Source organism: Wolbachia endosymbiont of Mansonella ozzardi (genome assembly GCF_020278625.1).
Taxonomy (GTDB): Bacteria; Pseudomonadota; Alphaproteobacteria; order Rickettsiales; family Anaplasmataceae; genus Wolbachia.
The window spans coordinates 1-12,652 of sequence record NZ_JADAKK010000031.1 but is presented as its reverse complement, the minus strand read 5'-3'; the positions used below and the strand labels follow the sequence as shown (position 1 = coordinate 12,652).

Annotated in this window: 18 protein-coding genes; 10 read left to right on the top strand and 8 right to left on the bottom strand. The window is 35.0% G+C overall.

All coding sequences use genetic code 11. The annotated features are described in order from the left end of the window. Nucleotides 1–591 precede the first annotated feature (591 nt). The 5 genes from IHO40_RS03745 to IHO40_RS03725 all read left to right on the top strand — a co-directional run bounded on the left by IHO40_RS03745 (nucleotide 592) and on the right by IHO40_RS03725 (nucleotide 2,958). Nucleotides 592–1,074, top strand: coding sequence for a hypothetical protein (locus tag IHO40_RS03745; protein ID WP_225536826.1), 483 nt, complete (start codon nucleotides 592–594; stop codon nucleotides 1,072–1,074). Between the two features lie 279 nt (nucleotides 1,075–1,353). Next, on the top strand, nucleotides 1,354–1,572 hold the full coding sequence (locus IHO40_RS03740; RefSeq protein WP_255585990.1) for a hypothetical protein: 219 nt from the start codon (nucleotides 1,354–1,356) through the stop codon (nucleotides 1,570–1,572). 70 nt (nucleotides 1,573–1,642) lie between these two features. Continuing rightward, nucleotides 1,643–1,990: a hypothetical protein gene (locus IHO40_RS03735; protein ID WP_225536825.1), complete on the top strand. Its 348-nt coding sequence runs from the start codon at nucleotides 1,643–1,645 to the stop codon at nucleotides 1,988–1,990. Nucleotides 1,991–2,186: 196 nt separating this feature from the next. After that, complete coding sequence (locus IHO40_RS03730; protein ID WP_225536824.1) at nucleotides 2,187–2,426, top strand: hypothetical protein; 240 nt, start codon at nucleotides 2,187–2,189, stop codon at nucleotides 2,424–2,426. A 118-nt stretch (nucleotides 2,427–2,544) separates the two neighbouring features. Continuing rightward, complete coding sequence (locus IHO40_RS03725; protein WP_225536823.1) at nucleotides 2,545–2,958, top strand: hypothetical protein; 414 nt, start codon at nucleotides 2,545–2,547, stop codon at nucleotides 2,956–2,958. 349 nt (nucleotides 2,959–3,307) lie between these two features. Here the strand turns inward: IHO40_RS03725 and IHO40_RS03720 are convergent, their stop codons facing one another. Both IHO40_RS03720 and IHO40_RS03715 read right to left on the bottom strand, forming a co-directional pair. Further along, nucleotides 3,308–3,718 (bottom strand): DUF1284 domain-containing protein, encoded by a 411-nt coding sequence (locus IHO40_RS03720; protein ID WP_368666768.1) that lies wholly within the window; start codon nucleotides 3,716–3,718, stop codon nucleotides 3,308–3,310. Then, nucleotides 3,715–4,242, bottom strand: a complete 528-nt coding sequence (locus IHO40_RS03715; protein ID WP_368666767.1) for a biotin transporter BioY — start codon at nucleotides 4,240–4,242, stop codon at nucleotides 3,715–3,717. The genes IHO40_RS03720 and IHO40_RS03715 overlap by 4 nt, the downstream gene beginning before the upstream one ends. Before the next feature lie 138 nt (nucleotides 4,243–4,380). Here IHO40_RS03715 and IHO40_RS03710 point away from each other — a divergent pair, with 138 nt between their 5' ends. After that, nucleotides 4,381–4,908, top strand: a complete 528-nt coding sequence (locus IHO40_RS03710; RefSeq protein WP_225536820.1) for a nitroreductase family protein — start codon at nucleotides 4,381–4,383, stop codon at nucleotides 4,906–4,908. Nucleotides 4,909–4,913: 5 nt separating this feature from the next. Continuing rightward, the gene (gene dapF / locus IHO40_RS03705; protein ID WP_255585989.1) at nucleotides 4,914–5,669 is read left to right on the top strand and encodes a diaminopimelate epimerase; all 756 of its coding nucleotides are present in this window, start codon (nucleotides 4,914–4,916) and stop codon (nucleotides 5,667–5,669) included. A 7-nt stretch (nucleotides 5,670–5,676) separates the two neighbouring features. On the opposite strand, the gene sucD is transcribed toward dapF, so the two are convergent. The 4 genes from sucD to secB form a co-directional block, all read right to left on the bottom strand. Next, the gene (gene sucD, locus IHO40_RS03700; protein ID WP_225536818.1) at nucleotides 5,677–6,555 is read right to left on the bottom strand and encodes a succinate--CoA ligase subunit alpha; all 879 of its coding nucleotides are present in this window, start codon (nucleotides 6,553–6,555) and stop codon (nucleotides 5,677–5,679) included. A 3-nt stretch (nucleotides 6,556–6,558) separates the two neighbouring features. After that, nucleotides 6,559–7,719, bottom strand: a complete 1,161-nt coding sequence (gene sucC, locus IHO40_RS03695) for an ADP-forming succinate--CoA ligase subunit beta (protein WP_225536817.1) — start codon at nucleotides 7,717–7,719, stop codon at nucleotides 6,559–6,561. 27 nt (nucleotides 7,720–7,746) lie between these two features. Continuing rightward, nucleotides 7,747–7,947 carry a 30S ribosomal protein S21 gene (gene rpsU / locus IHO40_RS03690; protein WP_041045577.1) on the bottom strand — a complete coding sequence of 67 codons (201 nt, stop codon included), beginning with the start codon at nucleotides 7,945–7,947 and terminating at the stop codon, nucleotides 7,747–7,749. 198 nt (nucleotides 7,948–8,145) lie between these two features. Beyond that, entirely contained in the window at nucleotides 8,146–8,649 is a 504-nt protein-coding gene (gene secB, locus IHO40_RS03685) for a protein-export chaperone SecB (RefSeq protein ID WP_225536816.1), read from the bottom strand. 165 nt (nucleotides 8,650–8,814) lie between these two features. On the opposite strand from secB, the gene IHO40_RS03680 reads away from it, so the two are divergent. The 3 genes from IHO40_RS03680 to IHO40_RS03670 are packed head-to-tail and all read left to right on the top strand — an operon-like array spanning nucleotide 8,815 to nucleotide 10,839. Beyond that, entirely contained in the window at nucleotides 8,815–9,471 is a 657-nt protein-coding gene (locus IHO40_RS03680) for a Tim44/TimA family putative adaptor protein (RefSeq protein WP_225536815.1), read from the top strand. Nucleotides 9,472–9,483: 12 nt separating this feature from the next. Next, nucleotides 9,484–10,191, top strand: coding sequence for a DNA polymerase III subunit epsilon (gene dnaQ, locus IHO40_RS03675; protein ID WP_225536814.1), 708 nt, complete (start codon nucleotides 9,484–9,486; stop codon nucleotides 10,189–10,191). Nucleotides 10,192–10,224: 33 nt separating this feature from the next. Next, nucleotides 10,225–10,839, top strand: coding sequence for an SCO family protein (locus IHO40_RS03670; RefSeq protein WP_225536813.1), 615 nt, complete (start codon nucleotides 10,225–10,227; stop codon nucleotides 10,837–10,839). 52 nt (nucleotides 10,840–10,891) lie between these two features. On the opposite strand, the gene IHO40_RS03665 is transcribed toward IHO40_RS03670, so the two are convergent. Together IHO40_RS03665 and mraY are read right to left on the bottom strand one after the other, a co-directional pair. Then, nucleotides 10,892–11,500, bottom strand: a complete 609-nt coding sequence (locus tag IHO40_RS03665; RefSeq protein ID WP_225536812.1) for a ribonuclease HII — start codon at nucleotides 11,498–11,500, stop codon at nucleotides 10,892–10,894. A gap of 6 nt (nucleotides 11,501–11,506) precedes the next feature. Then, nucleotides 11,507–12,487 carry a phospho-N-acetylmuramoyl-pentapeptide-transferase gene (gene mraY / locus IHO40_RS03660; RefSeq protein WP_225536811.1) on the bottom strand — a complete coding sequence of 327 codons (981 nt, stop codon included), beginning with the start codon at nucleotides 12,485–12,487 and terminating at the stop codon, nucleotides 11,507–11,509. Nucleotides 12,488–12,652: the final 165 nt, after the last annotated feature.

Genomic DNA, 12,652 nt, shown 5'->3' with positions numbered 1-12,652 from the left:
TTTAAGACATAAAAATGCCAATACTAAAAATAAATACTGACCAGGGTTTCTTTTGCCTTTTTTTATTTGGTAAGCTTCTTAAGCATAGAGGTTATTGAATGCAGCCTCCTCAAGAACATGAAAATAGCAGATACTTGCACCTGCAACTGTAAGTGACTTGCAAATCACAATGTTCATGTGTAGCGCTATTTGCATGGCAGAGGCAATGCAAGAAGTTTGTGCAAGTGACATCTTTTATTGTAATTATAGTGTATACTAATTTAGTAATAAATTAACTAATAGATATTATAATATTGATAATTGTAAATTTATTGAGAGATATTTATGAGTAATGTAAAAGATATTTTAAAATTAGAAAAGGAAGGACCGTTTTATATTGGAGGTGAAGAGTGTTATAAAATAAAATTAGTAAAGTAAAGATCAGCAAGGTAAACAAATCTCTTTTTCTTATCCATATATATTTGCACGCAGGCTAGATGATGAAGGTGGAAACCTATATATAGCAAGTGAGGGTGATGGCAAGATAATTAGGTGTCATTGGCCATTTCACAACAATAAAGAATATTCCTTAAAGGATATTCCCAGAGCAAGATGAAATTGCAGGAACTGCCAAGCCATTTTATAAATGTAAAGGTAATTGAACACAAAGGTAAATATAAGTTTGCTCTATATGATAGAGTAGTTAGCTCTAGCGAAGACACAAAAAACTTTATAACAATTCTGCCACTATCTTCATTGTCAAATTTTAACAGAAACTTTGATATCTTAGAATACAAAGATAAGGAATTGAGGCTTATCTTGAAAAAAAGCACTCATAATGAACATGATAAAATTTACGCTCCTATTATTATCAAAGAAAGCGATCAAAGCGAAATCTGTGAATTGCATAACTGTAATACCTTCTTTTATAAAGATGGTACACTGTACGCATTTGAACCTAAAACCAATCAAGATAATAATGATTATTATTGGTGGAATAAATATTCTTACGGTGATTTCAGATATGTTGCCCTAATGGATGATGGAGATGGTAACTATAGATTGCAGATTTCAAATAGATGGAACAGAACCTAGGACATGAAAGTACACCTTGTTACGATAAATTTTTGAATGAAGCATTTCAAGAGTTAATCTCATATCTTTTGGGTCGACTTGAGCTGACATCTTTCTATCAGGTAACCAGATTCAAACTCTAGTTAATCGCTTAACCAACCACTAACTCAAAACTCTTGCTCAGGAGTTAAATGAGACAAAACTGAAAATTATTGTTCCTATTTTAAATGAGGGTCAGCTTGAAGCTCTAGCGAAAGGGTTAAAACCAAGACAATTAGAAAACATCTTACCCACTTAAAAATGGATCAGTTTAAAGTACTCATTAAAAATATAGACGATTATCAATTTATAAGCCTAATAAGAAGTTTATCTGAACATCACTTAACTATTCTTTCCAGGGAACTGGAGCCTAACCAGCTTTATATTCTGGTCAATACTCTAGAAGAAGATAAATTAAAGAATTTAGTCAATAAGCTAGATCACGAGAAGCTTGAGGTAATAAGCTCAGAATTTAACTGATCCTGGCAGGATCAAACTTATAATTGATTCCCTAACTAACTTTGAAAAATTTCAGACTTTTGCTTGCAACATGCCTGACCAGCTATTTGCAGAACTTTTGAATAATCTCGATGCAAAAAAGCTTAAAGACATTATCCACAAGCTACCTTATGAGAAAGTTATATCTGTAGCTGATCAATCAGGTAATCAGAATCAATTTGGTGCTGTTATTAAGGCAATTAAAGAAAGCTTTGTAAAGAATAGGGAAAAATGTTTTATAAAGTTAGATGAGGTGATGAAAATGCTTAAAGAACTCGGGAGAGATAAAGAAGTCATTGATGATGAAGTTTGGAAAAGTTCAGAATTATCTTACAAAACTGCAAACATTCAAAGCGCTAATGCTGAACCTATAGTAATGAGGAGTATATACACAGGTTGAGCCTATGTGCCTTTAAATTTGGTATTTGTGAACAACAAAAGCTTTTTATGTACTTGACTAAATTATTTTTAAAATTTTATTTTTACAAGGAGACTTATATGAATAACAAAAATTTTGAAAGATAAGGTAAACAAGAAGAGTTAACAGACTTGCTTAAGAAACTAGAAATAAATGAGTGTTCGGTTGGCGATGAAGTATGGGAAAACTGACATCCATCTCTGCACCTGCCCTTTTTCAAAGTGAGACGAATGGAAATAAGCTTATGCAAGAAGTTGGACCTATTAAACCTGAACAATATAAACAAATAAAAACCAAAGTAGCACAAATTAGTTATGTTCAAGGTGCTATGGACAAGTTAATTGGAGAAATTAATAAAGCGCTAGTCACTAAGCTAAACTCTGTACTAATAGAAGAAAAAAGTAGGTTGAAAAGCTAATTACTGACATTGGCGATAGCAATAGTGGCCTAATAAAAAGCCTCGATGATTTACAATCTAAGGTACAGACTTTAGAAGAAGACAAAATTGGTGAAGACATTTAGTAGGGATAAATTACATGAAGAAAATAATAGCCCGCTGGGCTATTATTTTCTTCACATGCTATTTCAGTACAAATTCTAAAATTTTAATTTTTACAGAGGTTAGTATGAATAATGACAATCAACAAGAAAGTGAAAACGATCTCAAAACAATAGGCAGAATAGAAGTTAAACACAGACCTCTATCTTTCGAGGAGGAGAAAGGAAATAATGTACAAGTTGGGTATATTCATAAGGTTTTAGATAAGTTAATAAAGGATTTAAATGATGGATTTGTCCCTAAATTGGATGACGTATTGGACAACAATAACAAGTCTATTAATCAATTAAATAACGCTCTGGCAGAAGAGAAAAGTAGGCTTGATGAGCTGGTTGTGAAGGTTGATGCAAATTATGAAGGGTTAGTGAAAGATCTTAAAGACTTAAAATAAACTGTTAAAGATATTGTCCCTCCCCTAGCAGCTTCTACACATATCATTGTAGAAGAGAATGGATTGTTTTTATCAAAAAAGGCAACAGCCCCGCTTTTCTGTCATTCCAGCGCGTAACGCTGGAATCCAGGAAAGTTTGCTTGCTTATAAGCAAACTAATTTTGTGAGCATAGAAAGTAGCCAATCTTAATTTAAAACATAACATTTTAATTGTCATGGAAAGACTGGATACCAGTATCGGATCCTGGAATAACAAGAAGAGGAAGCTGGAACGATAAGAAAGGGCTACTTAGATGACATAAGAATACCAGTGTCGGCTACTTGGGTGGTGCCCTTCTTCATATCTTAATTAGCACATTATCTGGAGGCGGCAATCCAAAAGGGCACTTTTGCACATTCCATATGGTTTCCAGTTACACTTTTCACATGTGTAGTCAAATTTCTCTAGAGACATTTTCTCTCTAATTCTTTTTATTGCTTCGTTCCAGGTTAAAGTCTCTCCAATTTTTATCTCTAAAACTTCCATATGCCTTCTGTCCAGCTCCAAAACTTTAGCTTTTGTGGTGCACTCACCTTGCTCAGTCTGATGTGAACAAGCATTGCAGATACTATCAAGATCACCGACTACCTTGATTTGAATACTGGGATCAGTAATTACCTTATTTGCTATCTTTCTATAGTTTTTTACAAAGCCCCAAGAGTACCCATATCCTCGAAATGCAAGGGTACACATAAAATGATGAGGGCAAAATCTTATTATTTTTTTAAATATTGTAAAGCCGCCACTAGTAGAAAAGTCTTTACTAAACCAGGCAGAATAAATGGCAGAACACCAACCGTTATTGCCTGTTTCAGACCAACGTGAATAGCAAGCCAACTGGCACCATAGATAAAGATTACAACTGTGCCAGCCAGACAACTTAGAGAATTACGCATAAGTGATCCACATCTGGAGTCTAGTAACTCATTTACTTTGCCCATTGCCATAACAGCAGCTAAAAAGCCAATTAAATACCCACCTGTTGGTCCAAGAAGAGTGTGATAACCACTGGAGAACCCCGCAAAAATGGGTAACCCTGCTGTACCAAGTGATAAATATGTAAGCACGGAATAAAATGCCGTTTTGCGGTTAAATTTGAGCCCAATAAACATCACTCCTAAACTTTGTAATGTGATAGGCACAGGTTGCAACGATATTCTTATTTGAGTCATTAGAAATAAGAATAAGACGCAAAAGAAAATTTCAACCAATGTTGATTTGCTACTATATTGTGTTGTAAACATACCACTCCAAATGAAATATATTTATAGTATTATGTATTTATGGAATTTCGCAATTTAAATCTTACTTATATTGTGCTACAATGGATTAATTTATATACCTAAATAAAAATGATAAATAAACAAGATCTATTGGTATTGATGAAAACAAGACATAGCGGGCGTTTATACGATCCGAATAAAGTAGTAAATCAGGAAGAGATCAATATGCTGATAGAAGCAGCAAGATTTTCTCCTTCATGTTTTAGTGACGAACCTTGGAGATATATTATATGCAACAAGCAAAATAACCGAAGTTCATGGGAAAGGTTACTGAGTTGTCTTGATGGATCTAACCAAAAATGGGCAAAAAATGCACAGATTCTAATTATATCATTAAGTGCTAAAAATTTTCGAAAGCTGGATAAAGGAAAAAATTTCTGGGCTAAGCATGATACTGGCGCAGCAAACTATGCGCTTATGTTGCAGGCTGCATCTATGAACCTAATGGCCCATCAAATGGGTGAATTTGATAAGGATAAAATAATAGAAAAATTCAACATACCTGGTGATTTTTATGTAATGTCAGTGGTAGCAGTTGGTTACGAAGAAGAGGGTGCTGAAGTTAAGGAAAAGACAAGAAGGCCGGTAGAGGAAATATCCTTCTATGACGAATGGCCGAAGTCCTGAAAAAAATGCATGGTACTGGTAACAACTTTGTTATCATAGACTCACGTTCAACAAATAGCTTGAGTTGGCATTATAGGAAGATTGCTAACCAAAACAGCTGCGATCAAGTAATAGTTATAACTAACTCTGAGGCGGCTGATTGCTTTATGCGCATTTATAATGCTGACGGCAGCGAAGTTGAAATGTGCGGAAACGCAGCACGTTGCGTTGGATATTTGATAATGTCAGAAAAAAGCACTGAGTATGCAACTATCGAGTTAATAAACGAGCGCATTTTAGAGTGCTTCAAGGTGGGTGGTAGGTCCATAAAGGTCAATATGGGTAAACCACTATTTAAATGGCATGAAATTCCTTTATTCATTGAATGTAACACTCTTTGCTTACCTATAGAGGTTGAAATGCTAAGGGATCCAGTTGCAGTAAATATTGGCAATCCTCACATAGTCTTTTTTGTTGATAACATAAGTGAGATACCGTTGCAAAACTTAGGACCAAGATTGGAAAACCACATATTATTTCCCAAGAAAGTGAATGTCAGCATTGCAAAGATTGAAAAGTGTGGAGAAATAAACTTAAGAGTTTGGGAAAGGGGTACAGGTATCACTGCTTCATGTGGCAGCGCAGCTTGCGCAGCATTTGTCGCGTCCGTACTTCGTAAGTATTTGACTGCTAAACAAACTTCTGTAAATTCGCCGGGGGGAAATTTACTAGTTGAATGGGCAGACGATGTATTTATAACTGGTAATGTAGGGTTTCTATAGCAATATTCTAAGCTTGATTCATGACTTTCAAAACTTTTTTGCCAATTACTGCAGGAGTTTCTGCAATTGCAATACCAGCACTCCTCATAACCTCCAGCTTTGCACCAGCACTCCCTCCACTAGAAGAGATAATCGCTCCAGCATGTCCCATGCGTCTTCCTGGAGGTGCTGTTTGACCAGCTACAAATCCAACAATTGGCTTTTTAGTTTTTTCTGTCTTTACAAAATGTGAGACATCCTCTTCTTCGTTTCCGCCTATTTCACCAATGACTACAATACCATAGGTATCTTCATCTTTTAAAAACAGTTCCATACAATCAACAAACGTCATACCATGAACAGGATCCCCTCCAATTCCTATACACGTTGACTGACCAAGGCCAACAGCAGTTGTTTGCGCTACTGCTTCATAAGTTAAAGTTCCGGAACGAGACATTATCCCTATATGTCCACGCTTGTGAATATGTCCAGGCATAATTCCTATTTTACATTCTTCAGGTGTAATAACCCCCGGACAGTTGGGACCGATCAATCGACTTTTTGAACTAATAAGCGCATGCTTGACTTTTACCATGTTAAGTATGGGAATGCCTTCTGTAATACAAACTATCAGCTCTATTTCCGCGTCTATTGCTTCTAGTATTGCATCAGCAGCAAACTTAGCAGGTACATATATCACTGTGGCATTTGCATCAGTTTTTTCTTTGGCTTCTACTACAGTATTAAAGACCGGTAAATTAAGGTGAGAGCTTCCACCCTTGCCAGGAGTTACACCACCAACCATTTTTGTTCCGTAGCTAATTGCTTGCTCTGAGTGGAATGTACCCTGTGTGCCGGTAAAACCCTGACATATTAATCTTGTGTCTTTGCTTACTAAAATGGACATGATTTATTTTACCTCTTTTAATATTTTCTGTGCAGCTTCATCAAGTTCATCTGCAGCAATAATATTTAATCCTGACTCTTCTAAGATTCTTTTTCCTTCTTCAAAATTAGTACCTGATAACCTAACCACTAAAGGAACTTTTATACTCATTTCTTTTGCAGCCTCAACGATGCCACTTGCAATGATATCGCAGCGCATTATGCCACCAAATATGTTGACTAAAATCCCTTTTACGTTACTGTCAGACAATATAATTTTAAACGCCTCAGTGACAGTCTCTTTACTTGCTCCACCGCCGACATCCAAAAAGTTGGCAGGTTCTGCTCCGTAGTATTTTATTATATCCATTGTTGCCATAGCAAGACCCGCACCGTTTACCATGCAACCAATGCTGCCATCCATTTTAATATAACTGAGCCCACGTTTTGAAGCTTCTATTTCTTCTTTTACTTCTTCGTCATAATCACGGAGTTCCACAATCTCCGAATGACGGTATAAAGCGTTATCATCGAAATTGATTTTAGCATCAAGCGCAATAAAATCCCCAGAATTTGTTTCGACTAGTGGATTAATCTCTATTTGGCTTGCATCAGTTGCAATAAATGCATCATATATGTTTTTTGCAATATTTGTTATTTTTTTTATTTGTTCTGAACTCAGATTAAAACCATTGCTTAATTTGCTGCTATCAAAACTTGTAAAACCAGCAGTATAATCAATATCAAATTTTACAATTTTTGTAGGGGAATTTTTTGCAACTCCTTCAATATCCATTCCACCTTCTGAGGAAAATATAAATGTTGGTCTACTGAGCTTGGGATCAACTACTAGACTTAAATAATACTCTTTCTTAATGCTTGAGCCTTCCTCGATGTATACTCTCTTTACTTGCTGCCCTTTTGGTCCTGTTTGGTGAGTAATTAAAGTCATGCCAAGCATAGACTTTACAAACTGCTTAGCTTCTTCAGCCGACTTTGCCAGCCTTATACCACCAGCTTTGCCTCTGCCACCTGCGTGAATTTGAGCTTTAACCACAAGCACGTCAGACTTTAACTGACCCATTTGAGTCTCTACTTCTTCTGCAGATGTAGTAACAAAACCCTTTGGCACTGGAACATTAAATTTGCGCAAAATCTCTTTCGCTTGATATTCGTGAATATTCATAAAACAACCATAATAAACTATTAAAAACTACCAACCATAACGCTGCCTTCTACTCTCTTGTTGACGCCTCTTTTTTTTAGCTTCAGCTTTCTTTTTAGCTCTCTTTTCTGATTTCTTTTCATGGTATTGCTTTTTCATTTTTACCCCTCTTCCTTCTTTTTGAATTGTTTTTTTCAATACTGGAAAAGCCCTATCTACATCACCATAATGAACTGATACTTCAATCAAACTTTATACCTCCTCTGGTAGTTATCTCAAAAATCTACTTATAGGTTAGAAAATTAACATTGTCAATTATTTTATAAACTTAGCTGTAATACAAAAGGGATATCTTTAAAAAGGCTTAACTATTAAAAGCGTTAGAGCCTCTTAATTTGCTATGCAACAAAATCATCTCATGCACCGTAATAACGAAGTAGTGCCATATCAGTTGAAGTTCTTATTGCTCACAGTATTTTTTTGTTGTTGACTCTGCTGCTTATACATAGCTTCAAAATCTATAGGGTCTAGCATAAGTGGAGGAAACCCACCACTACTTGTAACTCTTGCAATTATTTCTCTCGCAAAAGGAAAGAGAAAAGTAGGCCCACCAATAAATAAAGCTTGGCTTATCTCTTCTGCACTTAACTCTGCAAAGTTTCCTATTGAAAAAATACCACAATATTTCGTTTCACAAATGAAAGCAATACCATCTTTTATGTTCTCATCTTTTACCGTTGCTTTGGCTTCTATATGCAAAGTAATTTCATGAAAAGATTTTCCTTCATTCCTTCCTTCCTCACCTTCAGTTCCTTCCAATCTCACTGAATTGATATTAACCATTACATTAATACCTGGGGCTTCTTTTGCAGAGAGAAATGGTGAGTTCGGATTTTCAAACGATAGATCTTTAATGTATTGGCCATGAATTTTCATTTTGTGTTGTGACATTTTTTAGTCTCCTTACAATTAAGTTGAAGTATTTAACACTTTTTTGTACAATATAGCCATTTATAGATTAATAGCAAACCTAAATTGCGATTGGTATAGGATAAGCCATTTTTATTAATAACTAATAATGTTCAGGTACTTTATATGCTAGGGAGTTGAGTTACTATGATAGAGCTCGTAATATATGCTTTATTAGCGGCATTCGTTTTTTCACGGTTGTACAATTCTTTAGGGAAATCAACAAACCTCAACCTGAAAAAACTGACTAGTGCACTTGATATAAGCCAAAGTAAAGAAGATGTAGTAGAAAACATTGAAGATTATATCAGTAGCAACGACAAAAATTCAATAAAAGCTACTTATGAGCAAATATTACAGAAAAATAAAGATTTCTCTGTTTCCCATTTTATGGAAGGTTCAGGCATAGCTTTCGAATTAATAATAAAGTATTTCAATCAAGGAAATCTGTCCAAGTTAAAACCTCTCTTGGATAAAGACTTATACAACAATTTTGCAGAAAAGATCAGACACCGTAAAGAGATACAAGAATCTATAATTGTTTCTATTGTTTTACAAAAGGTTTTAGAAATAAAACTAGTAAAAAATGTAGTGTTTATTACAGTATATTTCCTTTCAGAGCAGATTAACTTTGTTAAGAATGACAAGGGAGATGTTATATCAGGTAGCACATCCATTATCAATAAAGTTGAGGATGTTTGGCAATTCAAGAAAAATATTAATTCATCAAATCCAAGCTGGTTGCTTACTTCCATAAACTATAAAAAGGCAGATGATGGTAAAACGAACGTAAAGTATGAATAATTCTAATTTAACATGGAAAATAAATTACGCGAAATAGTACTTGATACTGAAACTACTGGTCTGGATATCAAATCTGGTCACCGGATTATTGAAATAGGATGTGTGGAACTAATTAACCGCATTCAGACAGGTAAAGTATTCCATCAGTATATCAATCCAGAAAGAGGTATACCTTACCACTCATTTAAGATTCACGGCATTAGTGAAGAATTTTTAGAAGATAAACCGTTATTTTCAGATATTGCATTAGAATTTCTTGACTTTATATCTAGCGATATTTTGATAATTCACAACGCTGAATTTGATATTAAGTTCCTTAATATGGAGCTGAGTAAATTGGGTGCTGGATTAATTTCTTCAGACAGAGTGCTGGATACATTGCCACTTACGAGAAAAAAATTTGCAGGGTCACCTGCATCTTTAAGTGCATTATGTAAGCGTTTTGATATATCGCTGGAGGATAGGGAATTACACGGAGCACTAATTGACGCTCAATTGCTTGCAAAAGTGTATGTTGAACTCACAGGAGGGTTGCAAACTTTTTTGTTTGATAATCAATGTGAGCAGGATAACAACCCCACAGCCATTCAGCACAAAGTACGTAACTTAGCTCGTAGGGAACACTCACCAAGTAATGAAGAAGTTAATGAACATAGAAAACTGTTGGATAAAATTAACAATCCACTTTGGAAGAAATTTATTGAATGGGCAAACAAATGAAGATACAATTCAATTTTACTATGTGCTCTCTAAATGCTAAAGTTTGTAAGGTTATTTTCCAGTATAGTAATAACATTAGCAGCCATTTTTCTTGGTTATTGTTATTTCACTAAGAAAGGCATATTTGCTCCAGCGATGGTTCATAACGCAGAAGTCAAGATAGGAGGAGATTTTTCTTTGATTAATCAAGATGGACAGACCATACGTAGTAGTGATTTTAAAGATAAATATATGATGATTTTCTTCGGATTTTCTTCATGTAAGAAGATTTGCCCTATGAATCTTGGAATAATCTCAGAAACACTTGCAAAGCTAGATGAGAAGACTCATAACAAGCTACAAACGTTTTTTATAACAGTTGACCCTGAACACGATAGCACGGAAAAACTTAAAGAATTTCAGCAGCAATTTGATCATAGGATACAAATGTTGACCGGTGAGAGAGAGAAAATAGACGAAATAATTTCAAATTATAAAGTATATGCCAGTAAAGTTGGTAGGGAAGAGAAAATTAACCATTCTTCAATAATATATCTTATTGGCCCTGGAGGAAAGTATGTCACACATTTTGCAGCTAATCTAGATTCGGATGAAAGTCAATCTGATAAGATCACAGCTGAGATCAAAAAATATGTAAGTGAGCTATAGGCTTGTCACACCTGTTTTGCATTAAACGGATGTCATTTCTGCCTGGCTAAGCTCAAGGTGCTCGTTCAACAAAGTGTGAGATAGGTGCAAAGTTTCTTCTATGGTGTTCTGTAATACCATGGAAGTTTATAGAGTCTATATGCTCTTTTGTCCCATATCCTTTATTTTTATACCAATTATATTCTGGATGTTGATCATGCAACTCTTGCATCAGCTTATCTCTTGTCACTTTTGCAATAATTGAAGCGGCTGCAATTGATATACTCAAACTATCACCGCTTACTATGGACCTTACCTGCCATTTTATTTTAGGTGGTTGATTACCATCAACCAGAACATAATCTAATTCTAGACCTAAGTTTGTCAATGCACGTTGCATTGAAAGTTTCGTTGCTTGTAAAATGTTGTATGAATTTATTTCTTCAACACTTGCCATTCCTATACCAAATTTTGCAACAGACGTTATCTTTTCATATAGAACTTGCCTGTTTTTAGCAGTCAACTTTTTTGAATCATTAATTCCTTCAATGATTATATTCCTATTGGTAAATACTACTGCTGCAGACATTACAGGGCCAGCTATCGGACCCCTCCCAACTTCGTCCACTCCTGCTATCACTCCTGATAATTTGTTTTCTAATGTGAAATCTGGGTATGACATAGGTTTTTATAACAAGAAAGCTACAGTAAAAATTGAACAGGTGATGGCAATTATCCAAAATTTCATAACTATTTCATTTTCTGACCATCCCTTCTTTTCAAAATGGTGGTGTATTGGCACCATAAGAAAAATCCTCCTTCCCTTCCCATACTTAAACTTTGTATATTTAAAATATGATACCTGGATAATTACAGATAGTGTTTCTATTACAAAAATTATTCCAATAACAGCAAAAAGCACTTCCCTTTTAATGAGAACGCTGATTAGTCCCAAAACTGCACCGATTGATAAACTGCCAACATCACCCATAAACATCTTTGCCGGGTGCGTGTTAAACCACAAGAAACTTAAAATTGCTCCTACAAATGCAATACAGAATAAAGTAATGTTCACGTTTGCTTGAGTTATGTACGCAACTAGTCCTAAAGAAGCAAAAGAAGTGATAACTTGAGTTGCAGCAAGGCCGTCTAGACCATCTGTAATATTTACAGCGTTGGAAGAGCCGACAACCACAAATGCAGCAAACGGAACATATAGGTAGCCAAAGTCGATCGTTATTCCTTTAACTAGAAATGTCTTTGCAACGTCTTCAGCAAAATACAGCTTAAATATGGACACACCAATCAGAGTGACAACAAATTGGATAAGTGTTTTAGTTTTTGCGCTTAAACCTCGATGGTTATTTGCTTTTAATTTTAGATAATCGTCAATAAACCCAATCAGAGCAAAAAATAGGGTTATAAACACCAATAATAGAATCTCTGGTGTTAATTGAGCCCAAAGTAGAATTGGTAGTAAAGAAGAAATCAGTATTACTATCCCACCCATGGTAGGGGTATTTTTTTTTGTCATTAAATGGCTTTCTGGTCCAGATAACCTGATTGGCTGTCCATTTTTGCATACTTTTTTTAGAAGTTTTATAAAATAAGGAGAAAGAATAAATCCAAGAATAAACGAGGTGAAAAATATTTTTATAGATGAGATCACCTATCTATTTAGATTAACCAATTGAGTATTATATCAGATACTCACAAATATCATAGCACAGAGGATTTTGCGCAGTCATTAGAATAACCTGGATTTTAAGTATTGGTGTTTTTTAGCCTTCCCATAATAGTCCAAGAGAGGTAAGATAAGGACTTATAGTAGTGA